The following is a 21,252-nucleotide window of genomic DNA, read 5'->3' on the forward strand; positions in this document are numbered from 1 at the left end:
GCTATGAGAAAAGTTATTGCAACTGAATGTGCGCCAGGGGCCATTGGTCCTTACGTACAGGGCGTGGATCTGGGCAGCATGGTGTTCACGTCGGGTCAAATCCCGGTGTGCCCACAGACCGGTGATGTGGCTGACAACGTGGTCGATCAGGCACGTCAGAGTCTGGAAAACGTGAAAGCGATTGTCGAGTCCGCCGGTTTGAAAGTGAGCGACATCGTGAAAACCACCGTTTTCGTGGCCGACCTGAATGACTTCGCCACCATTAACCAGGTGTACCAGCAGTTCTTTGATGAGCACAAGGCTATCTACCCCACGCGCAGTTGCGTGCAGGTCGCCCGCTTACCGAAGGATGTAAAGCTGGAGATTGAAGCCATCGCCGTACGTGGCGACACGGTGTAATCCCCTGCGGGGCGATCGTGCGGATCGCCCCGATCCTTTAATGAGTGTGAAACCTGGTCTTCACTGAACGGCAATCCGAGGGTGTGGATATGATTAGCGCATTCGATATTTTTAAGATTGGCATTGGACCTTCCAGCTCCCATACCGTGGGGCCAATGAACGCAGGTAAAAGCTTTATCGATCTGTTGGTCAGCAGCGGGGAACTCTCCAAGGCTACGCATATTGTGGTCGATCTTTATGGATCACTTTCCTTAACCGGAAAAGGTCATGCGACAGATGTCGCCATCATGATGGGGCTGGCCGGTAACAGTCCGCAAAACGTTAATATAGATTCAATCGCTGGTTTTACTCAGGAAGTGGCCCGTACCGGACGTTTACCGGTTGCTGAGGGCACACATGTTGTCGATTTCTCTCCAGATGAAAATATTCTCTTCCATAGCGAAACGCTGCCGCGCCATGAAAATGGCATGCGTATCACCGCGTGGAATGGCACCGAAACGCTATTAAGCAAAACCTATTACTCTGTCGGCGGTGGTTTTATCGTTGAAGAGGAGCAATTTGGTCAGGCACATGACGTTGAAGCACACGTGCCCTACAACTTTCATTCCGCCAGCGAACTGCTGAAACTGTGTGAGCGCAACGGGCTGTCTGTTTCCGGCCTGATGATGCAAAACGAATTGGCGATGCGCAGCAAAGAAGAGATTGATGCTGGCTTTGCCGCCATCTGGGATGTCATGCACGCTGGTATTGAACGCGGCATGAACACCGAAGGCGTTCTGCCTGGTCCACTCAACGTTCCGCGTCGCGCCGTGGCACTGCGTCGGCTGCTGGTCTCCAGTGATAACTTGTCCAGCGATCCGATGAACGTCATTGACTGGATCAACATGTTCGCGCTGGCCGTGAGCGAAGAAAACGCCGCCGGGTGTCGGGTTGTGACCGCACCGACCAATGGCGCATGCGGGATTATTCCTGCCGTGCTGGCTTATTACGACAAGTTCCGCCGTCCGGTGAATGCCAACTCCATCGCCCGTTATTTGCTGGCTGCCGGGGCGATAGGCGCGCTGTATAAGATGAACGCCTCGATTTCTGGTGCCGAAGTCGGCTGCCAGGGCGAGATTGGCGTAGCCTGTTCCATGGCGGCAGCCGGGCTGACAGAATTGCTGGGTGGTAGCCCTGCGCAGGTCTGTATTGCAGCGGAAATCGCGATGGAGCATAACCTGGGGCTGACCTGCGATCCGGTCGCCGGACAGGTGCAGATACCGTGTATTGAGCGTAATGCGATCAACGCAGTAAAAGCCGTCAACGCCGCACGAATGGCGTTACGCCGGACGTCCGAGCCACGCGTGTCACTCGATAAAGTGATCGAGACCATGTACGAGACGGGCAAAGACATGAACGACAAATACCGTGAAACCTCACGTGGCGGCCTGGCAATTAAAGTGGTTTGTACCTGAGGTTAAAAGCCGAGCCTAATGGCGCCCAGCTTTCAGGCCTACGGTTTGTGCGCGTTTGTAGGCCGGATAAGGCGCAAGCGCCGCCATCCGGCAATGAATGAATTAATCAACATAGCAGAACAAAAAAGGTGCACTTTAGTGCACCTTTTTTGTTGTGATCGGCTTCAAAATTAGAAATTACATTCTTTATTTGAGTTTAAAAGAGAAAATATTTCTTAACTTTTAGAAATTACAGGGGTTTGTTTGTGAAGTTTTTCTCTGACCCTGCGCGTATGATTTCTTCATTACTCCAATAGCTCGCCTGCACCTAAGTACTGCGTATCGCCTTGAAGCAGTGCGATAAAATAAAAAAAACCTCTACCTACACATTAAGCGGGAAATTATGGAAACGGCAACGAATAGTAGCGTAATACTCGACGCATCAGCGCCTGCGCGTCGGGCGGGAATGACCGAAAGTGAATGGCGGGAAGCCATTAAGTTCGACAGCACGGACACGGGCTGGGTCATTATGAGTATTGGTATGGCAATTGGTGCGGGGATTGTTTTCCTTCCCGTCCAGGTAGGGCTGATGGGGCTGTGGGTTTTCTTGCTCTCCTCCATTATCGGCTATCCTGCGATGTATTTATTCCAGCGCCTGTTTATCAACACGCTGGCGGAATCCCCGGAATGCAAAGACTACCCGAGCGTAATCAGCGGCTATTTGGGTAAAAACTGGGGCATCCTGTTAGGCGCATTATATTTTGTGATGCTGGTTATCTGGATGTTCGTGTACTCCACGGCTATCACTAACGATAGCGCCTCTTATCTGCACACGTTTGGCGTCACTGAAGGGTTGCTGTCTGACAGCCCGTTCTATGGCCTGGTGCTGATTTGCATCCTCGTTGCCATCTCGTCACGCGGAGAAAAACTGCTGTTTAAAATCTCTACCGGTATGGTACTGACCAAGCTGCTGGTGGTCGCGGCGCTCGGTGTATCGATGGTCGGGATGTGGCATTTATATAACGCAGGTTCGCTGCCGCCGATGGCGCTGCTGATCAAAAATGCAATTATCACGCTGCCGTTTACCCTGACTTCAATTCTGTTTATTCAGACGCTAAGCCCGATGGTTATTTCGTACCGCTCTCGTGAGAAATCGATTGAAGTGGCACGCCATAAAGCTCTGCGTGCCATGAACATCGCGTTCGGTATTCTGTTTGTCACCGTCTTTTTCTACGCCGTTTCCTTCACGCTGGCGATGGGCCACGACGAAGCGGTTAAAGCCTATGAGCAGAACATCTCCGCTCTGGCGATTGCCGCGCAGTTTATCAGTGGTGATGGTGCAGGTTGGGTAAAAATCGTCAGCGTTATCCTGAACATTTTCGCCGTGATGACCGCCTTCTTCGGCGTTTACCTGGGCTTTCGTGAAGCCACTCAGGGGATCGTGATGAATGTGCTGCGCCGCAAAATGCCAGCCGAGAAGATCAACGAAACGCTGGTTCAACGCGGCATCATGGTCTTCGCTATCTTACTGGCCTGGAGTGCAATTGTGCTCAATGCGCCGGTACTGAGCTTCACCTCTATTTGTAGCCCAATCTTCGGCATGGTGGGTTGTCTGATCCCGGCCTGGCTGGTCTACAAAGTTCCTGCATTGCACAAATACAAAGGCGCCTCTCTGTACCTGATTATCGTCACCGGCCTGTTGTTGTGCGTTTCTCCGTTCCTGGCATTTTCCTGAGTTATCTGAGCAAGGGTTGTTGTTATGTTTGAGACTACATTGAATCCATTATGGGATAGTTTTATTCGCGCTGTGCAGGAAGAAGTGAAACCTGCGCTGGGTTGTACTGAACCTATCTCTCTGGCTCTGGCGGCGGCCGCCGCTTCTGCTGAGCTGGACGGCGCGGTGGAACGCATTGATGCGTGGGTCTCACCAAACCTGATGAAAAACGGCATGGGCGTTACCGTGCCGGGTACCGGAATGGTCGGGTTACCTGTCGCGGCGGCGCTGGGTGCGCTGGGGGGAAATGCCGGGGCTGGGTTAGAAGTATTGAAAGACGCGTCGCCACAAGCGATTGCCGATGCCAAAGCGATGCTGAGCGCCGGGAAGGTGGCGGTGATGCTGCAGGAGCCTTGCGAGGACATCCTCTTTTCCCGCGCGAAGGTTTACAGCGCTGAAGGATGGGCGTGCGTGACGATTGTCGGCGGGCATACCAACATTGTGCATATCGAGACCAATAACGGCGTGGTGTTTACTCAGCCTGAGCAGGTTCAGGCTGATGAGCAGGAATCCCCGCTGGCAGTGCTATCCCACACGTCGCTGGAAGAGATCGTGGCATTTGTGAATGCTGTGCCGTTTGACGCTATTCGCTTTATTCTTGATGCGGCAAAACTGAACGGCGCGTTGTCTCAGGAAGGACTAAGCGGTAGCTGGGGCTTGCATATCGGCACCACGCTTGAGAAACAGTGTGCACGTGGTCTGCTGGCTAACGATCTCTCCACCTCTATTCTGATCCGTACAAGTGCGGCATCGGATGCGCGAATGGGCGGGGCGACTCTGCCGGCCATGAGCAATTCCGGTTCCGGCAATCAGGGTATTACTGCCACTGTTCCGGTGATGGTGGTGGCTGAACACTTTGGGGCCGATGAAGAGAAACTGGCACGTGCGCTGATGTTATCTCACCTGAGTGCTATCTACATCCATCATCAGCTTCCGCGTTTGTCTGCGCTGTGTGCGGCAACGACCGCAGCAATGGGCGCCGCGGCAGGTATGGCATGGATCGTAGATGGTCACTACAACACCATCGCGATGGCGATCAGCAGCATGATTGGCGACGTGAGCGGAATGATATGTGATGGCGCTTCAAACAGCTGCGCGATGAAAGTCTCAACCAGCGCATCTGCGGCATGGAAAGCGGTACTCATGGCGCTGGATGATACTGCCGTAACCGGCAACGAAGGGATTGTGGCGCATAACGTGGAACAATCTATCGCTAACCTGTGTGCGCTGGCGTGTCGTTCAATGCAGGAAACCGACAAGCAGATCATTGAGATTATGGCCAGCAAGGCACATTAATCTGGCGACTGACTGCCTGATGGCGCGCAGATTTCCGGCCTGCGGGGGCGCATCGTTACAAAACCGTAGGCCGGATAAGACGCATTAGCGTCGCCATCCGGCATAACGCTAAGCCGCCTTTTCAGGCGGCTTCTTCTTCTTCCAGACGCAGCTCGGCATCTGCAACGATTGCTTCCAGTTCCGTTAGCATCTCCTCGTAGCCAAAGACGACGCTTTCCTGTTTTTTGGCCTCAACTCGTGGCTGGCGTTTTTTTGATGACTTCTTGCTCAATAGTCGTACTCCCTTGATTCCAATGACTATACGGGCAAATCTATCAGCAAAGCGCGCAATGGGGTATCGGCAACTAACGTTATGTTAGTTTCATCACGAATAAATGCGCCATCACCGCAGGTAAGCGCTTCTTTTTCGGCACCTGAAGTGACCGCGTGGAACGTGCCATGGATCGACTGCAAATATGCGCGAGGTCCATGCAATTGAAAACTCAGCGATTCACCTTGCTGCAGCTCAACGTGGTGCACCCATACCTGTTGGCGCAGATGCAGGCTGCCTTGTTCACCGTCAGGTGAAGCAAGCAGTTGATGCTTGCCGGCATTCAGCGTCGCTTTTTGCACGCAGGTGTTTTCTCGCTGCGGGCAGGCGTCCAGCCAGAGCTGCATTCTGGTCAGGGGCTTGTCTTTGCTGATATTGTGCTCGCTGTAGCTGATCCCAGGTTGCGTAGCGAGCAGTAACACCTCTCCGGCTTTGGCCTGAATATGGTTACCTTCGCTGTCGCGATACTCTGCTTCCCCTTCGAGGATCAGATTGACGATATCAACCTTTGGATAGGTACGTGGCTGGAAAGAGGCCCCCGGTGCCAGAACTTCCTGGTTCAGAACACGCAGCGAGGCATAACCCAGCAATTTAGGATCAAAATAGTGTCCAAAGGAGAAGGTATAACGGGCCTGCAGCCAGCCGTAGTCTGCTTGCCCGCATTGTTTGGCTGTACGGGTAGTAATCATAGTTCTTGACCTCTCTTTACTTCCTTTTATGTTAAATGGCTAGACGCTGCATTGTTAGCCAGATATTCTGCCCGGTATGTTCAAATTTCCTGAATGAGAACGAGATGGCCAAAGAACGGGCTTTAACGCTTGAAGCGTTACGCGTCATGGACGCAATAGACAGGCGCGGCAGCTTTGCCGCGGCGGCGGATGAACTGGGACGCGTACCTTCCGCCCTCAGCTACACCATGCAGAAACTGGAAGAAGAGCTGGATGTTGTGCTGTTTGACCGCTCAGGTCACCGCACAAAATTTACCAACGTCGGGCGTATGCTGCTTGAACGCGGCCGCGTGTTGCTGGAGGCTGCTGATAAGCTGACGACCGATGCTGAAGCGCTGGCCCGTGGTTGGGAAACGCATCTGACCATCGTCACCGAAGCGTTGGTGCCAACGGCGGCATTCTTCCCGCTTATTGACCGCCTCGCTGGAAAGGCAAACACGCAGCTTTCCGTTATCACTGAAGTGCTGGCCGGGGCGTGGGAGCGTCTGGAGCAGGGCAGAGCGGACATCGTGATCGCGCCGGATATGCATTTCCGCTCATCATCAGAAATTAACTCGCGCAAGCTGTACTCGCTGATGAACGTTTATGTGGCGGCACCGAATCACCCGATCCACCAGGAGCCGGAACCGTTGTCAGAAGTCACTCGTGTGAAATATCGGGGCATAGCGGTGGCGGATACGGCCCGTGAACGCCCGGTGCTGACCGTTCAGCTTCTCGATAAACAACCGCGTCTGACCGTCAGCACTATTGAAGATAAGCGTCAGGCGCTGTTAGCCGGGCTGGGTGTAGCGACCATGCCGTATCCGTTGGTCGAAGAGGATATTGCCGCAGGCCGGCTGCGTGTGGTTAGCCCGGAATCGACAAATGAAATAGATATCATCATGGCCTGGCGTCGGGACAGTATGGGCGAAGCGAAGTCCTGGTGTTTGCGGGAAATCCCGAAACTGTTTGCGGGTAAATAGCCTGACTGTTACGCCGGATGCGGTGCAATTGCACCTTATCCGGCCTACAAAAGGTGTATGACGTCAGGACAGCTGTTTAGGGTCAGCGCCGAAGCGGTTGCTACCCGGCGTGCCGTTTTGACAGTTGAAAAGGATGATGACCAACCAGCCAATGATGGGGATCAGCAATACTAACAGCCACCATGCTGAACGGTCGGTGTCATGCAAACGCCGAAACTGAACGGCCCACCACGGTATAAAAACCAGAATTGCATAAATCGTTGTTAATACGCCTTCTCCCCCGGCGCGTTGCCAGCCAAACATCCTGTCTAACACGCTCAGCACGAACGTAAAGATGATGTTGACCAAAATAAACATCCAGTACTCTTTGCGCCGTGCACGACCACCAAAACCAAAGTAGTTCTTTAATACGTTTAAATACCAATCCATTTTCGCCTCGTTCTGCGTTCAATTACTTGTTTTTAAAGCAATCAAAATAAGAATAGCTGCGAATATAATGATGGTAAATATTTATGGTGTGAATTATTTGGCCCCCAAAAGGGGACCCGTGTAAATTACGCGAAACGCTCGTCACGCCCGTGGGGTTCGCTGAGGTCCTGCCACGGCCCAACAGAAATAATGCCGGTCGGGTTAATGGTTTTGTGGCTACGGAAGTAGTGATTGCGGATGTGATCGAAATTGACGGTGTCCGCAATGCCTGGCATCTGGTAGATATCACGCAGAAAACCGTACAGATTCAGATAGTCACTGATCCGATGCTTGTCGCATTTGAAGTGGGTGACATACACCGGATCAAAACGTACCAGCGTAGTCCATAGGCGAATGTCAGCCTCTGTTAACTGGTCGCCAGTCAGGTAGCGATGCTGGCCGAGAATCTGCTCCAGTCGCGCCAGTGATTCAAAGACTTTTTCTACTGCGCTGTCATACGCTTCCTGGCTGGTAGCAAAACCGGCTTTATACACACCGTTATTGACGTTGTCATAAATCCAACTGTTCAGATCGTCAATTTTGCTTTGCAGGGCCGGTGGATAGTAATCCCCGGCTTTTGCGCCCAGCGCATCAAACGCGGTGTTAAACATGCGGATGATTTCAGCCGATTCGTTGCTGACGATGGTGTGATTTTTTTTATCCCACAGCACCGGAACCGTTACCCGGCCGCTGTAGTGCGGATCGGCGTGTAAATACAGTTGATAGAGAAACTCGTGCTGGTAAAGCGTATCGCCGGTTGCTGCCGGGAAGTTGTTATCAAACGTCCAGCCGTTTTCCAGCATCAGCGGATGCACTACGGAAACGGAAATGAAGGGTTCCAGACCTTTGAGTTTACGCATAATCAGCGTGCGATGTGCCCACGGGCAGGCCAGAGAAACGTACAGATGATAGCGGTCTTTTTCGGCGGCAAAACCACCTTCGCCAGTTGGGCCAGGCGTGCCATCCGCGGTGAGCCAGCTACGGAAAGCCGATGCAGAACGTTGAAATTTACCACCGGTTGATTTGGTATCGTACCAGGTGTCATGCCAGACGCCGTCAATCAGTTGTCCCATTATCTCTCTCCCGGAATGCAAAACGAGGAGTTAATCCCCTCGTCTTTTAATAAGTATATACCCTAAATAATTCGAGTTGCAGGAAGGCGGCAAGGGAAAGACAAATTCGTCTGGAACGAATTTGAACAGCCAAAGGTTGCCTTCGGTGAGGGACATGGATGTCCCTCATTAAACGCCCAGGAGCATAGATAACTATGTGACTGGGGTTTCTGAGTGAAGCCAACACACCTGCAACTTGAAGAATGACGGGTATAGTTTGATTACCACTTTTTATTCAGTACACGGTCGATACTGAATGCGCCCGGACCAGTGATAGCCAGCAGCAGGAAGCCGCCTGCGATGGTCAGGTTTTTCATGAACATCAGAGAGTTCATCCCTTCCGCAAAGTTGCTGTGGAAGATGAACGCGGTCAGCAGGGTGAAGCCTGCGGTGAACAGCGCGGTAGTACGGGTCAGGAAACCAAACAGGATTGCCAGACCGCCGCCGAACTCAAGCAGAATAACCAGCGGCAACATAAAACCAGGGACGCCCATGGCTTCCATATACTGTTGGGTACCCGCATATCCGGTGATCTTTCCCCAACCTGCAGTAATAAACAGGATTGGCATCAGAATGCGCGCTACCAGTACACCAACATCTTCTAATTTTTTCATCGTACTCTCCAGGAAACCACTCAGGCGGATTGTTTTGTTTTTTGTGCATTAACGCTGCAGAGCGCGTCGTTGCTGTCGATGGAGAGAATCATAGACGTACAGAATGACAATTGTTAGCAAGGAAAACTGTCAGTAATTTTCAAAAAATTTGAGGAACCCGCAAAATAGGGGATCGGCAGGGGTTAACCGCGCAATTGTTGCTGTCTGATTGTCGATTTAATCAAACGCCATGCGCTCCAGACGCTAAAGCCGCGTTTGGCCCAGCGGACCAGCAGATTAGGATTACGAATGGTCCGTACAGCCATAATACTGCTGCCGACCAGCACCCAGGCGCGCAGGTTCAGCAGCGTTTTCCAGCCACGATCGTATACGTCAGTCGCCTCCAGCCAGTCGCGGCGGGTGGCAGACAGATCCAGCCGTTGCTGCTGGATCTGACCAAGCAGTTGTGCCTTACGTTTTTGGCGCTCGACTTTACTGCTCATTAGACATCATCCTCCAGGGCCTGCCTGTCATTAGCGAGTTCGTGGCGTGTATGGCGTAACAGTGTTGATTTACGGGCTTTACGTAATGTCCATATCCCGCCAACGAGCGCCAAAAGCAACAGCACAACGGTGGTGGCAATCATCGCGTTCAGGCGGTACTGAGGGTCAATGGCCCAGATGATAAGCACCATCAGACTCATCAGCCCAAATGCCGCAAAGAGCATAGTCAGTCCCAGCATCAGTACGATCTGGACAAGGTTAGCTTTTTCCTCTTCCAGTTCAACGACGGCCAGCCGTAGTCGGGTCTCTACGATCTCAACGAGAATCGTGAGGACCCGTTGTCCAATCCCCAGGACGCTTTTGCCTGGACCTTGTGCGTGTTGAGAGTCAGCCATTGTTAGCGGCGCGACAGCAGTACACCAAGCACCACACCAACCGCAGCGCCAATACCAACGCCTGTCCATGGGTTTTCGCGCACATAGTTATCGGCTTTGGCGGCCGCTTCACGGGTTTGCTTAGCAATCACATCGCTGGTCTCGCTCAGACGATGGCGGCTCTCGCGCAGCGCATGTTCGGCTTTGCTGCGAATTTTACTCATCTCTTCCTTCGACTTATCGCCAGAGGAGCTCAGTACTTCTTCGAGCGTATCCGCAAGGGATTTCAGCTCAGCGCGCAGATTTTCCGTAGCGTTATCTTTCGACATAGTTTTCTCCAGGTGAGTGGGTAGTTACCGTACTTAGTAATCGCGGGTCTCAAGTTCCTTCAGCTCTTTCTGAGCCTCTGCAAGCTTACGTTCGCGTTTTGCGATTTTATCCGCATCGCCTTTTTGTTTCGCTTCGGCTAAATCACGCTGACGTTCGGCTATCTCATTTTTCTGCTCTGCGATTTTTTTCTGGTGATTCGCACGCAGTTTGCTGTCTGTACAGTTTGCCCGAACCTCACTAAGCGCTTTGTTTAACCCATTGATGCGGCTATGATTGTTGTGTTTTTCGGCATAGCTAATTTCCCGCTGAATATCTTGTTCTTTTTCCTGACAGAGGGAGTTAGCGTAGCTGCCGGCACTGAGAGCGAAAAGACTCATTGCCAAAGCGATGCGGTATTTCATTCTTGAACCTTCCATTGTGATGCGACCCGATGTTTTGTAGTCGATGCTCCAGAATAATAAAGCTGTAGGTCATAACTTCAGTTTATTAATCATAGGCACTAAACGGTGAAATCACCAAAGTGAGTGATCTAATTCAGATTCCTGGAGATTAACCAAAGCGGTGCGGCGTATCCCGTAAACGAGATAACCACTGCACTGCCTGATTGTCATCATCCTGTTGAGCAATAACGAAGCCGTGTGGCAACGTTCTGTCCAGTACAGCTTTTGCGGCTGCGCTCTGCGCGCTGGAATCAAAGGTGATCAGCAGCGCGTCATTTTGCGGAGTAATACTTTTAAAACGAATGCCGTTGGCATCCAGATGATGCCAGATAGAGAAGCCGTCTGGCATGCTGGCACCCTGGTTTATGGCGCGAATGGCAAGCGTCGATTCCTGCTGGCGAATGACCGACCAGGTCAGGATTAACGCGCCCAAAAACAGCATAAAGGAGGTGGTCCAGGCCAGTCGTCGGAGCGTTATGCGTGATTTCAGCATAATTTACCCTCGGTTCCCGTATTTCTTTTTCCAGAGTACAACCAGTGAGCCGGCCAGGCCAACCACCAGTAATACGACAGGAAGCAGCATCAGGCAGGACATGAGCTGATCTTCATACTTTAGAAAAACCGGTGTTTTGCCCAGTAGATAGCCCAGCGTGGTCAGAATCAGTACCCACAATAGCCCGCTCATCCAGTTGAAGAACTGAAAACGCGCATTATTCAGGCCTGACAGCCCGGCAATGGTCGGCAGTAATGTTCTGACAAACGCAATGAAGCGACCGACCAACAGCGCGGATAAGCCATGCTTGTGGAAAAGATGATGCGCGCGTTGGTGATAATGAGCCGGAAGATGTGAAAGCCAGTTCTGCACGGTGCGGGTATTACCCAACCATCGGCCCTGAATATAGCTGAGCCAACAACCGAGGCTGGCTGCGGTGGTGAGTAGCAGTACCGTTTGCGGAAAACCCATTGCGCCTTTGGCAATAAGTACGCCGACCAGTACCAGCAAACTGTCGCCAGGTAAAAAGGCCGCGGGTAGCAACCCATTTTCCAGAAACAAAATTGTAAACAGTACAAAATACAGCATACCAATCATGGAAGGATTGGCCAGAGTTTCAAAATCCTGAGCCCATAAAGCATTCAGTAATTGAGTCAGTAGTTCCATTCAGTATTCCTGGAGAATCGGTTATGGTCACGCCGTTGTTCTTGAGTTTGTAATGCCACGATTTTATTGGTGTTTTTTGCATGGATCGCGGTCTGCACAAATTCACGGCCTGAACTGTTCCCTGTTAAGTTGTGAAGTAAGCAAGCACTAACACATAAAAAATTCAAAACGCTTTTAATTGTAACAAAGGTCAACGTAGTCCGTTATATAAATTACGGTGGTTGAGCTCTGATTTTGCTTATCGCAAGGGAGTGAGGCGAGAGGATTTACACAGGCTGACACTTTATACCTAATGCTTACCGAGCGTCAGAAACAGGCGCTGTTATCACGCCTGTGAAAGTCAGAACGTTTATTTTGTGCTGTTTGCAGCGGTATCCAGATGAACGACCGGATTTTCCGTGAAAAGGTAACGGTCCGCGTTGAACTCGAAATCATCGCTGGTTTCGTTAAACAGCATCTGTTTCGTGTTCTCAAGGTGCTGCCACATCGCCAGTTTGGCTGCATGCGGATCTTTGCGAATTAATGCCCGCAGGATCTGGTCATGGTCATCACACCAGTTGTCTACCGTGCGCAGATCAATGTGATCGTGCAATTTCTTCCAGTAGGGGTTGTGAACACGCTGAGTCCACATTTTTTCAACAATGGCGGCCAGAGCTGAGTTTTGTGTCGCCAGTGCGACCTGAACATGGAACTGCAGGTCCCATTCGGAGTCACGAAAGCTTTTTTCGTTGCGCGACTTCTCCTGGATTTCCATCAGTTTCATGATGTCCTGCTTGGTCACCTGGGTGGCGGCAAACTCGGCGATGTTGCTCTCAATAAGCTGACGCGCTTGCAGCAATTCAAAAGGACCGTAGCTGGCGAATTCCAGACCTTCGTCGGGCGCAACATAATGTTTGGGTTGGTTAGAGATGACGTGGATACCTGATCCTTTACGCACCTCAACGTAGCCTTCAACCTCGAGCATGATAATCGCTTCACGAACCACGGTACGACTGACGTTCTTTTCATCGGCAATAAAGCGCTCGGCGGGAAGTTTATCGCCCACCAGATAGACGCCTTGCTCGATGCGTTCTTTTAGATCGGCAGCAAGTTGTTGGTACAAACGTCGTGGTTCAGTGATTTCCATATGCACTCCAGGCATGATACGGCAGACTATATTTGTTATACCACTTTTGCGATGGCGGCTCTACTCGCACCGACAAAAAAGCCGCCAGTCAACTGGCGGCTCTGCATTATATACCTATGACGACTCGCGTCAGGTTAATTTTGCGTAGCGGGAGAGCCGGTTTGCGGGCCCGAATCAATCTCGCTTGCCGACTTGTTCTGCAGTACCGTCCAGATGACTAACGCACCAAGCAGGTCGAATACTGCCAGTACGGCGAACAGTGGGCTAAAGCCGATGGTGTCAGCCAGGGCACCAACGACCAGGGCAAACAGAGTACTCGCCAGCCAGGCAGACATCCCCGTCAGGCCGTTAGCGGTCGCGACTTCATTGCGGCCAAATACGTCAGAAGAGAGCGTAATCAGCGCGCCAGACAGTGCCTGGTGAGCAAAACCACCGACGCACAGCAGGGCGATAGCAATATACGGGCTGGTGAACAGACCAATCATCCCTGGGCCAATCATCAGCAGTGCGCCCATGGTGACGACCATTTTACGGGACACGATCAGGTTTACGCCGAACCAACGCTGGAACAGTGGCGGTAAGTAACCCCCGATGATACAGCCGAGGTCAGCGAACAGCATTGGCATCCACGCGAACATCGCAATCTCTTTCAGGTTAAAGCCGTAGACTTTAAACATGAACAGCGGGATCCAGGCGTTGAATGTACCCCAGGCCGGCTCTGCCAGGAAACGCGGCAGCGCGATACCCCAGAACTGGCGGTTACGCAGGATCTGGCCAAGCGACATTTTCTTCGCGGTACTGTTTTTATGCTGTGATTCCTGACCGTTAAGGATGTAATCACGCTCTTCGTCAGACAGTTTTTTCTGGTCGCGTGGGTGTTTGTAGAAAACAAGCCAGGACATCGCCCAGATGAAGCTCAGGGCACCAGAAATAATGAACGCCATCTGCCAGCTGTGCATGACGATAGCCCACACGACCAGCGGCGGAGCAATCATCGCGCCGATAGAAGAACCAACGTTAAAGTAACCGACAGCAATAGAACGCTCTTTTGCCGGGAACCATTCAGAACTGGCTTTCAGACCCGCTGGGATCATCGCGGCTTCTGCGGCACCGACTGCACCTCGTGCCAGTGCCAGTCCACCCCAGCTACCAGCCAGCGCCGTGGCACCACAGAAGACGGCCCACAGAACGGCGAACATCGCGTAACCTACTTTGGTGCCGAGCACATCCAGCACGTAGCCAGCAACGGGTTGCATTACGGTGTAAGCAGCAGAATACGCTGCGATGATATAGGAGTACTGTTGAGTGGAGATGTGTAACTCTTCCATCAGAGTTGGCGCAGCTGCCGCCACAGTGTTACGTGTCAGGTAACCCAGCACGGTGCCAAGCGTCACCAGTGCGATCATGTACCAACGTAACCCTTTAATTTTACGCATGTAAAACCTCATCGTTTTGTTATGTCCGCTAACGAGCGGTCATCTTCCAGTCCAGGGCGGAGGATGTTCTTTTACGAAGGGCGTGACCGAAAAAAAACCGGCACTGCCCCGAACTTTGCCATGTCAATGATTGTGCTAATTCGGTTTCCGTACCGGTCAATCCGATGGTGGACCATCGGTAATTTGCATTCCGTCGGCTTATGTATCGCGACGGCAAAAAGATAACTTGTCATACAGCTTTAAAAGGTGAGTGCCATCACAAAAGTGTGAATCTTCGTGTGGTCATTAATTCGATTCAGCAAAGCCAGTGCTGGCGCGGCTTGCCATGAGTTTTACCTCTTTGAGAGTAATTTTTTTGTCATCATTTGTTGATCTAACTCACGAAAATATCTTCAGTGTATGGAAATTGGTGTGATAACTTTGACAACATCAAAACATAAGCAATCTGACGCACTCGCTGAGAGGAAGACGATAATGACCCCGTTTATGACTGAAGATTTCCTGCTGGATACCGAATTTGCCCGCCGTCTGTATCATGATTACGCCAAAGACCAGCCAATCTTCGACTACCACTGCCATTTGCCGCCGCAACAAATCGCTGATAACTACCGTTTTAACAACCTGTATGACATCTGGCTGAAGGGTGATCACTACAAGTGGCGCGCCATGCGCACTAACGGTGTCGCTGAACGCCTGTGTACCGGTGATGCGTCCGATCGCGAGAAGTTTGACGCCTGGGCCGCGACGGTCCCGCACACCATCGGTAACCCGCTCTACCACTGGACGCATCTTGAACTGCGTCGCCCATTTGGTATTACAGGTAAGCTGTTGTCTCCTGTGACTGCCGATGAAATCTGGAACCAGTGCAACGAATTGCTGGCGCAGGATCAGTTTTCCGCGCGTGGAATCATGCAGCAGATGAATGTAAAAATGGTCGGCACCACTGATGATCCGATCGATTCTCTGGAGCATCACGCTGCGGTCGCGAAAGACAGCACCTTTGCTATCAAAGTGCTGCCAAGCTGGCGTCCGGATAAAGCCTTTAACATTGAACTGGCGACCTTTAACGATTACATGGCGAAGCTGGGTGAAGTTTCTGACACCGAGATCCGCCGCTTTACCGACCTGCAAACCGCGCTAACTAAACGTCTTGATCACTTTGCGGCTCACGGCTGTAAAGTCTCTGACCACGCGCTGGATGTGGTGCTGTTTGCTGAATCTAGCGAAGCTGAACTGGATAGCATCCTGGCGCGTCGTCTGGCGGGTGAAACCCTGAGCGAGCACGAAGTTGCCCAGTTCAAAACTGCCGTACTGGTGTTCCTGGGCGCTGAATACGCACGTCGCGAATGGGTGCAGCAGTACCACATTGGCGCATTGCGTAATAACAACCTGCGCCAGTTCAAACTGCTGGGCGCGGATGTCGGTTTCGACTCCATTAACGACCGCCCGATGGCTGAAGAACTGTCCAAACTGTTAAGCAAGCAGAATGAACAGAACCTGCTGCCGAAAACCATCCTGTACTGCCTGAACCCGCGTGATAACGAAGTGCTGGGCACCATGATCGGTAACTTCCAGGGTGAAGGCATGCCGGGCAAAATGCAGTTCGGTTCCGGCTGGTGGTTTAACGACCAGAAAGATGGGATGGAACGTCAGATGACACAACTGGCACAGCTCGGTCTGCTGAGCCGTTTTGTGGGTATGCTGACCGATAGCCGTAGCTTCCTGTCATACACGCGCCATGAATATTTCCGTCGCATCCTGTGCCAGATGATTGGCCGTTGGGTTGCCGCGGGTGAAGCACCTGCAGATATTCAACTGCTGGGTGAAATGGTCAGAAATATTTGCTTCAACAATGCGCGTGATTACTTCGCCATTGAACTGAACTAAGGCCCGGGTGAAGGTATGCAATACATCAAGATCCATGCGCTGGATAACGTCGCGGTAGCGCTCGCTGATTTGGCTGAAGGAACCGAAGTCACCGTTGATGGGCAGGCGGTAACCCTGCGTCAGGCGGTAACACGTGGCCATAAATTCGCTTTACGCGATATAGCGCAAGGCGAAAACGTCATTAAATACGGTTTGCCAATTGGCCATACGCTGGTGGACGTTGCGGCGGGTGAGCATATTCATGCTCACAACACGCGCACCAATCTGAGCGACCTGGACACGTATAGCTACCACCCTGATTTTCAGGCGGAAGTTGCACAACCGGCGGATCGCGATGTGCAGATCTACCGTCGTGCCAACGGCGATGTTGGCGTGCGCAACGAACTGTGGATCCTGCCGACCGTCGGCTGCGTCAATGCGATGGCGCGTCAGATGCAAACCCGTTTCCTGAAAGAGACTAACGACGCCGAAGGAATCGACGGCGTGCATCTCTTCAGCCACACCTACGGCTGTTCACAGCTCGGCGACGACCACATTAACACCCGCACCATGCTGCAAAATATGGTGCGTCACCCGAATGCGGGGGCGGTGCTGGTGGTTGGCCTCGGTTGTGAAAACAACCAGGTTGATGCTTTCCGTGAAACGTTAGGGGAGTATGATCCTGAACGCGTTCACTTTATGGTCTGCCAGCACCAGGAAGACGAAGTGGAAGCGGGGATCGAACATCTCCATCAGCTGTACAGCGTGATGCGTAACGATAAGCGTGAGCCGGGTAAACTCGGCGAGCTGAAGTTCGGTCTGGAATGTGGCGGATCTGACGGCTTGTCTGGGATCACCGCTAACCCGATGCTGGGGCGTTTCTCTGACTACGTGATCGCGAACGGCGGGACTACCGTGCTGACTGAAGTCCCGGAGATGTTCGGTGCCGAGCAGCTATTAATGGACCACTGCCGCGACGAAGAAACTTTCGGTAAGCTGGTGACCATGGTCAATGACTTCAAGCAATACTTCATTGCCCACGACCAGCCGATCTACGAGAACCCATCGCCGGGGAACAAAGCGGGTGGCATCACCACGCTGGAAGATAAATCGCTGGGATGTACACAGAAAGCGGGTTCCAGCAAAGTTGTCGATGTACTGCGCTACGGCGAACGCCTGAAAACGCCAGGTCTGAATCTGTTAAGTGCTCCGGGCAATGACGCCGTTGCGACCAGTGCGCTGGCGGGGGCCGGCTGTCATATGGTGTTGTTCAGCACCGGTCGCGGAACGCCGTACGGCGGTTTCGTACCGACGGTGAAAATTGCCACCAACAGCGAACTGGCCGCGAAGAAAAAGCATTGGATCGATTTTGACGCCGGACAGCTGATCCACGGCAAAGCGATGCCTCAGTTGCTGAACGAGTTTGTCGATACCATCGTTGAGTTTGCCAACGGCAAACCGACCTGTAACGAACGCAATGATTTCCGGGAACTGGCTATCTTTAAAAGTGGTGTAACGTTGTAATTACCCTTCATCTTTTGCCCCACTGCGGTGTTGGCTGCGTTCGCCCACCCCGGTCACTTACTCATGTAAGCTCCCGGGGATGTGCGAACTTGCCGCCTTGCTGTGGCACAAAATCTTTTGGGTAAGATTGTTTATGGTGGAATCTAAAAACGGCGTTTCATAATATGGAGCGCCGTTTGTTTTCGCATTACCTGACAAGGATCATTCATGACCGCGTATTGGCTGGCCCAGGGCGTAGGTGTCATCGCCTTTCTGATCGGGATTACCACTTTTTTTAATCGCGACGAGCGCCGGTTCCGGCTACAGCTCGCCGTCTATAGCGCCACCATTGGCGTGCATTTTTTCCTGATGGGCGCCTGGCCCGCGGGAATGAGCGCCGAGCTCAACACTATCCGCACAATCGTTTCGATGCATACCCGCAAGCTGTGGGTCATGACGGTTTTTATTGTCCTCACCCTGGTTCTTGGCTTGGCAAAATTGCAGCATGCTATGGAGCTACTGCCTATTATCGGCACGCTGGCCAGCACCTGGGCACTGTTTCGTTGCAAAGGGTTAACCGTGCGCTGCGTGATGTGGTGTGCAACGGGCTGCTGGGTCATTCACAATTTCTGGCTGGGATCGATTGGCGGGACGATGATCGAAGGTAGCTTTCTGGTGATGAACGGCCTGAACATTATTCGCTTCCGGCGCATGCAAAAACGCGGCATTGATCCGTTCAAAATTGAAAAAAGCGTACAAGAAGAGAACCCCTCCGCCCGATGACGGAGGGGCACAGAGATTAGCCGCGCAGGGCGTTATTTGCCAGACGCTCGTCTTCTGCCTGGCAGGCTGCAGCGGTAAACAGGACGTCTGTCGAAGAGTTCAGCGCCGTTTCACAGGAATCCTGCAATACGCCGATGATAAAGCCAACGGCGACCACCTGCATGGCGATGTCATTCGGGATACCGAACATGTTGCACGCCAGTGGGATCAGTAGCAGAGAGCCCCCCGCGACGCCCGATGCGCCGCAAGCACACAGCGATGCCACCACACTCAGCAACAGCGCCGTCGGTAAATCGACCGGAATACCCAGCGTATTCACCGCCGCCAGCGTCAGAACCGTGATGGTAATCGCCGCGCCTGCCATATTGATGGTGGCGCCCAGCGGGATAGATACCGAATAGGTATCACGATCCAGGTTCAGCTTCTCACACAGCGCCATATTCACCGGAATATTGGCAGCAGAGCTGCGGGTAAAGAAGGCGTACACGCCGCTTTCGCGCAGGCATGCCAATACCAGTGGGTACGGGTTACGGCGAATTTTCCAGAACACCAGCAGCGGGTTGACCACCAGCGCAACCAGCAGCATACAGCCAACCAGTACGGCCAGCAGTTGCGCGTAGCCCCAGAGGGTGGCAAAACCCGTCGTCGCCAGTGTGGAAGAGACCAGACCGAAGATACCTATCGGTGCAAAGCGGATAACCAGTCTCACCATAAACGTGACGGCATCGGACATATCATTGACCAGATTCTTGGTCGTCTCATTACCATGGCGTAGCGCAAAGCCAAGGCCGACTGCCCATACCAGAATACCGATATAGTTAGCATTCAGCAGCGCATCAATGGGGTTAGAAACCATGCTCATCAGCAGGCTGCGCATCACCTCAATAATGCCGGATGGCGGCACGATATCGCTGGCGCTGCTGGAAAGATGCAGCGTCGAAGGGAAGGCAAAGCTGAACACCACGGCGGCTAATGCCGCTGAAAATGTTCCCAGCAGGTAAAGGAACAGAATGGGACGGATATTGGTTTTTTGCCCGTGCTGGTGGTTGGCGATAGAGGCCATTACCAGCATCAGCACGAGGATTGGGGCAACGGCTTTTAATGCGCCGACGAACAGTGTCCCCAACAGGCCGACGGCTTCTGCCGCAGGTTTTGAAACCAGTGCCAGCAAAATCCCCAGTACCAAACCGACCAAAATTTGTTTAACCAGGCCCCCCTGCGCCAAACGCGAGATCAGCCCCGATGAACGTAGCGTAGTCATGTAGTCATCCTTTGAATTGTGTTGTTGTTCACCCGTTGTGCGTTCTCATGACGCATCTTTCTGGATGTAACAAAGTGTTTGCATGGCTGAGTATAAGGAAAGATGCCGGTTCTGGAAGATAAATATCCTGGTTTCCGCGCTCAGATCATATTTTATAACTTTAAATTAACATTGTTTTGACATGTCCAGCAAAAAGCCCGACGCACGCAATGTGCGGTCGGGCTTTATCAACTAGCTAAGTAAAAGTTACTGTATTTGCTGCTTTTTATCGTGCTGGTGGTTGACCCACGCATTCACAACCAGCGTCACAAACAGAATACCGAAGACCACACCTAACGAGATAGCGATTGGGATATGGTAGAAATCGACGATCAGCATCTTGATACCGATAAACACAAGGATTATCGACAAACCATATTTCAGCATCGAGAAACGCTCCGCCACACCTGCCAACAGGAAGTACATCGCACGCAGACCCAGGATAGCAAACAGGTTAGAGGTCAGTACGATGAACGGGTCGGTGGTGACGGCAAAGATTGCCGGAATACTGTCGACGGCAAAAATCACATCGCTCAGTTCAACCAGGATCAATACCAGCATCAGTGGCGTTGCAAACAGCAGACCGTTTTTACGCACGAAGAATTTTTCGTCTTCAATGGTATCGGTCATACGTAAATGGCCGCGCAGCCAACGCACTAACGGTTTGTCGCCAATACCGGAAGCGTCTTCTTTCGCCAGCGCCATCTTCACGCCGGTAAACAGCAGGAATGCGCCGAACACGTACAGCAGCCATTCGAACTGGGCGATAAGCCAACTGCCCGTGAAGATCATGATCGTACGTAATACAATCGCGCCCAGTACGCCATACACCAGTACCCGACGTTGCAGTGCCGCAGGTACGGAGAAGTAACTGAACAGCATCAACCAGACAAAGACGTTATCTACCGCCAGCGATTTCTCGATCAGATAGCCGGTCAGGAACGCCAGCGCCTGCGGGTCGGCAACGGCACGGCCCTGAGTCTCAGCCAGGTACCACCAGAATGCCGCGTTAAACAGCAACGACAACGTTACCCAGACGATTGACCAGGCCGCGGCCTGCTTCATCGACATCGTATGTGCGCCACGACGACCCTGTAGCAGCAGATCGATGGCCAGCATAATGACCACCACGACAGCGAAGCCACCCCATAACAACGGTGTGCCAACAGTATTCATTTTATTTCCCCATGCATAAAAAAAACGGCCAACGCCGAATGACGTTAGCCGCTGCTTTTTATGCATAGACCTTGCCATTCGGCAAGGTCTCACTTACAACAACAAAGGAATACGACAGCGTATTCCTTTGTTATCGCCCGGTGACCGGATGTGGTTTTTCACACATCGTAATGACGATCAA

Annotated in this window: 23 protein-coding genes; 8 read left to right on the plus strand and 15 right to left on the minus strand. The window is 52.3% G+C overall.

What is annotated here, in order from left to right; genetic code table 11:
• Nucleotides 1–3 precede the first annotated feature (3 nt).
• The 4 genes from FDX19_RS09375 (at nt 4) to FDX19_RS09390 (ending at nt 4,902) form a co-directional block, all read left to right on the plus strand.
• Entirely contained in the window at nt 4–399 is a 396-nt protein-coding gene (locus FDX19_RS09375) for an enamine/imine deaminase (protein ID WP_137382490.1), read from the plus strand.
• Nucleotides 400–488: 89 nt separating this feature from the next.
• The gene (gene tdcG / locus FDX19_RS09380; protein ID WP_137382491.1) at nt 489–1,853 is read left to right on the plus strand and encodes an L-serine ammonia-lyase; all 1,365 of its coding nucleotides are present in this window, start codon (nt 489–491) and stop codon (nt 1,851–1,853) included.
• A 382-nt stretch (nt 1,854–2,235) separates the two neighbouring features.
• A complete protein-coding gene (locus tag FDX19_RS09385; RefSeq protein ID WP_040230536.1) occupies nt 2,236–3,567 on the plus strand; it encodes an amino acid permease in 1,332 nt (443 codons plus the stop codon).
• A gap of 24 nt (nt 3,568–3,591) precedes the next feature.
• Nucleotides 3,592–4,902: a serine dehydratase subunit alpha family protein gene (locus FDX19_RS09390; RefSeq protein ID WP_137382492.1), complete on the plus strand. Its 1,311-nt coding sequence runs from the start codon at nt 3,592–3,594 to the stop codon at nt 4,900–4,902.
• A gap of 121 nt (nt 4,903–5,023) precedes the next feature.
• On the opposite strand, the gene FDX19_RS09395 is transcribed toward FDX19_RS09390, so the two are convergent.
• Both FDX19_RS09395 and FDX19_RS09400 read right to left on the minus strand, forming a co-directional pair.
• Nucleotides 5,024–5,173, minus strand: a complete 150-nt coding sequence (locus tag FDX19_RS09395; RefSeq protein ID WP_137382493.1) for a hypothetical protein — start codon at nt 5,171–5,173, stop codon at nt 5,024–5,026.
• Between the two features lie 26 nt (nt 5,174–5,199).
• Nucleotides 5,200–5,901, minus strand: a complete 702-nt coding sequence (locus FDX19_RS09400; RefSeq protein WP_137382494.1) for a pirin family protein — start codon at nt 5,899–5,901, stop codon at nt 5,200–5,202.
• Nucleotides 5,902–6,005: 104 nt separating this feature from the next.
• On the opposite strand from FDX19_RS09400, the gene yhaJ reads away from it, so the two are divergent.
• The gene (gene yhaJ, locus FDX19_RS09405; protein WP_137382495.1) at nt 6,006–6,902 is read left to right on the plus strand and encodes a DNA-binding transcriptional regulator YhaJ; all 897 of its coding nucleotides are present in this window, start codon (nt 6,006–6,008) and stop codon (nt 6,900–6,902) included.
• Nucleotides 6,903–6,965: 63 nt separating this feature from the next.
• On the opposite strand, the gene FDX19_RS09410 is transcribed toward yhaJ, so the two are convergent.
• The 11 genes from FDX19_RS09410 to exuT all read right to left on the minus strand — a co-directional run bounded on the left by FDX19_RS09410 (nt 6,966) and on the right by exuT (nt 14,443).
• Entirely contained in the window at nt 6,966–7,331 is a 366-nt protein-coding gene (locus FDX19_RS09410; protein ID WP_137382496.1) for a DUF805 domain-containing protein, read from the minus strand.
• A 125-nt stretch (nt 7,332–7,456) separates the two neighbouring features.
• On the minus strand, nt 7,457–8,443 hold the full coding sequence (locus FDX19_RS09415; protein WP_137382497.1) for a glutathione S-transferase family protein: 987 nt from the start codon (nt 8,441–8,443) through the stop codon (nt 7,457–7,459).
• 260 nt (nt 8,444–8,703) lie between these two features.
• Entirely contained in the window at nt 8,704–9,096 is a 393-nt protein-coding gene (locus FDX19_RS09420; protein WP_137382498.1) for a DoxX family protein, read from the minus strand.
• Between the two features lie 182 nt (nt 9,097–9,278).
• The gene (locus FDX19_RS09425) at nt 9,279–9,578 is read right to left on the minus strand and encodes a YqjK-like family protein (protein WP_137382499.1); all 300 of its coding nucleotides are present in this window, start codon (nt 9,576–9,578) and stop codon (nt 9,279–9,281) included.
• On the minus strand, nt 9,578–9,973 hold the full coding sequence (locus FDX19_RS09430) for a phage holin family protein (protein ID WP_137382500.1): 396 nt from the start codon (nt 9,971–9,973) through the stop codon (nt 9,578–9,580). The genes FDX19_RS09425 and FDX19_RS09430 overlap by 1 nt, the downstream gene beginning before the upstream one ends.
• A gap of 2 nt (nt 9,974–9,975) precedes the next feature.
• Complete coding sequence (locus tag FDX19_RS09435; protein WP_003024832.1) at nt 9,976–10,281, minus strand: YqjD family protein; 306 nt, start codon at nt 10,279–10,281, stop codon at nt 9,976–9,978.
• 33 nt (nt 10,282–10,314) lie between these two features.
• A complete protein-coding gene (locus tag FDX19_RS09440; protein ID WP_137382501.1) occupies nt 10,315–10,683 on the minus strand; it encodes a DUF1090 domain-containing protein in 369 nt (122 codons plus the stop codon).
• A gap of 148 nt (nt 10,684–10,831) precedes the next feature.
• The gene (gene mzrA, locus FDX19_RS09445) at nt 10,832–11,215 is read right to left on the minus strand and encodes an EnvZ/OmpR regulon moderator MzrA (RefSeq protein ID WP_137382502.1); all 384 of its coding nucleotides are present in this window, start codon (nt 11,213–11,215) and stop codon (nt 10,832–10,834) included.
• A 3-nt stretch (nt 11,216–11,218) separates the two neighbouring features.
• Nucleotides 11,219–11,881 (minus strand): DedA family general envelope maintenance protein YqjA, encoded by a 663-nt coding sequence (gene yqjA, locus FDX19_RS09450; protein ID WP_005131462.1) that lies wholly within the window; start codon nt 11,879–11,881, stop codon nt 11,219–11,221.
• A gap of 349 nt (nt 11,882–12,230) precedes the next feature.
• On the minus strand, nt 12,231–13,007 hold the full coding sequence (exuR, locus tag FDX19_RS09455; RefSeq protein ID WP_005131459.1) for a transcriptional regulator ExuR: 777 nt from the start codon (nt 13,005–13,007) through the stop codon (nt 12,231–12,233).
• Between the two features lie 134 nt (nt 13,008–13,141).
• Nucleotides 13,142–14,443 carry a hexuronate transporter ExuT gene (gene exuT, locus FDX19_RS09460; protein ID WP_048213342.1) on the minus strand — a complete coding sequence of 434 codons (1,302 nt, stop codon included), beginning with the start codon at nt 14,441–14,443 and terminating at the stop codon, nt 13,142–13,144.
• Nucleotides 14,444–14,917: 474 nt separating this feature from the next.
• Here exuT and uxaC point away from each other — a divergent pair, with 474 nt between their 5' ends.
• The 3 genes from uxaC (at nt 14,918) to FDX19_RS09475 (ending at nt 18,595) form a co-directional block, all read left to right on the plus strand.
• Nucleotides 14,918–16,330 carry a glucuronate isomerase gene (uxaC, locus tag FDX19_RS09465; RefSeq protein ID WP_137382503.1) on the plus strand — a complete coding sequence of 471 codons (1,413 nt, stop codon included), beginning with the start codon at nt 14,918–14,920 and terminating at the stop codon, nt 16,328–16,330.
• A gap of 15 nt (nt 16,331–16,345) precedes the next feature.
• The gene (locus FDX19_RS09470; RefSeq protein ID WP_137382504.1) at nt 16,346–17,833 is read left to right on the plus strand and encodes a UxaA family hydrolase; all 1,488 of its coding nucleotides are present in this window, start codon (nt 16,346–16,348) and stop codon (nt 17,831–17,833) included.
• 207 nt (nt 17,834–18,040) lie between these two features.
• A complete protein-coding gene (locus FDX19_RS09475) occupies nt 18,041–18,595 on the plus strand; it encodes a YgjV family protein (RefSeq protein WP_137382505.1) in 555 nt (184 codons plus the stop codon).
• 16 nt (nt 18,596–18,611) lie between these two features.
• On the opposite strand, the gene sstT is transcribed toward FDX19_RS09475, so the two are convergent.
• Both sstT and FDX19_RS09485 read right to left on the minus strand, forming a co-directional pair.
• On the minus strand, nt 18,612–19,856 hold the full coding sequence (gene sstT, locus FDX19_RS09480; protein WP_137382506.1) for a serine/threonine transporter SstT: 1,245 nt from the start codon (nt 19,854–19,856) through the stop codon (nt 18,612–18,614).
• A 246-nt stretch (nt 19,857–20,102) separates the two neighbouring features.
• Entirely contained in the window at nt 20,103–21,071 is a 969-nt protein-coding gene (locus FDX19_RS09485) for a TerC family protein (RefSeq protein ID WP_137382507.1), read from the minus strand.
• Nucleotides 21,072–21,252 lie beyond the last annotated feature (181 nt).

Origin of the sequence: Citrobacter sp. wls619 (assembly GCF_005281345.1) — a bacterium.
Lineage (GTDB): Bacteria > Pseudomonadota > Gammaproteobacteria > Enterobacterales > Enterobacteriaceae > Citrobacter.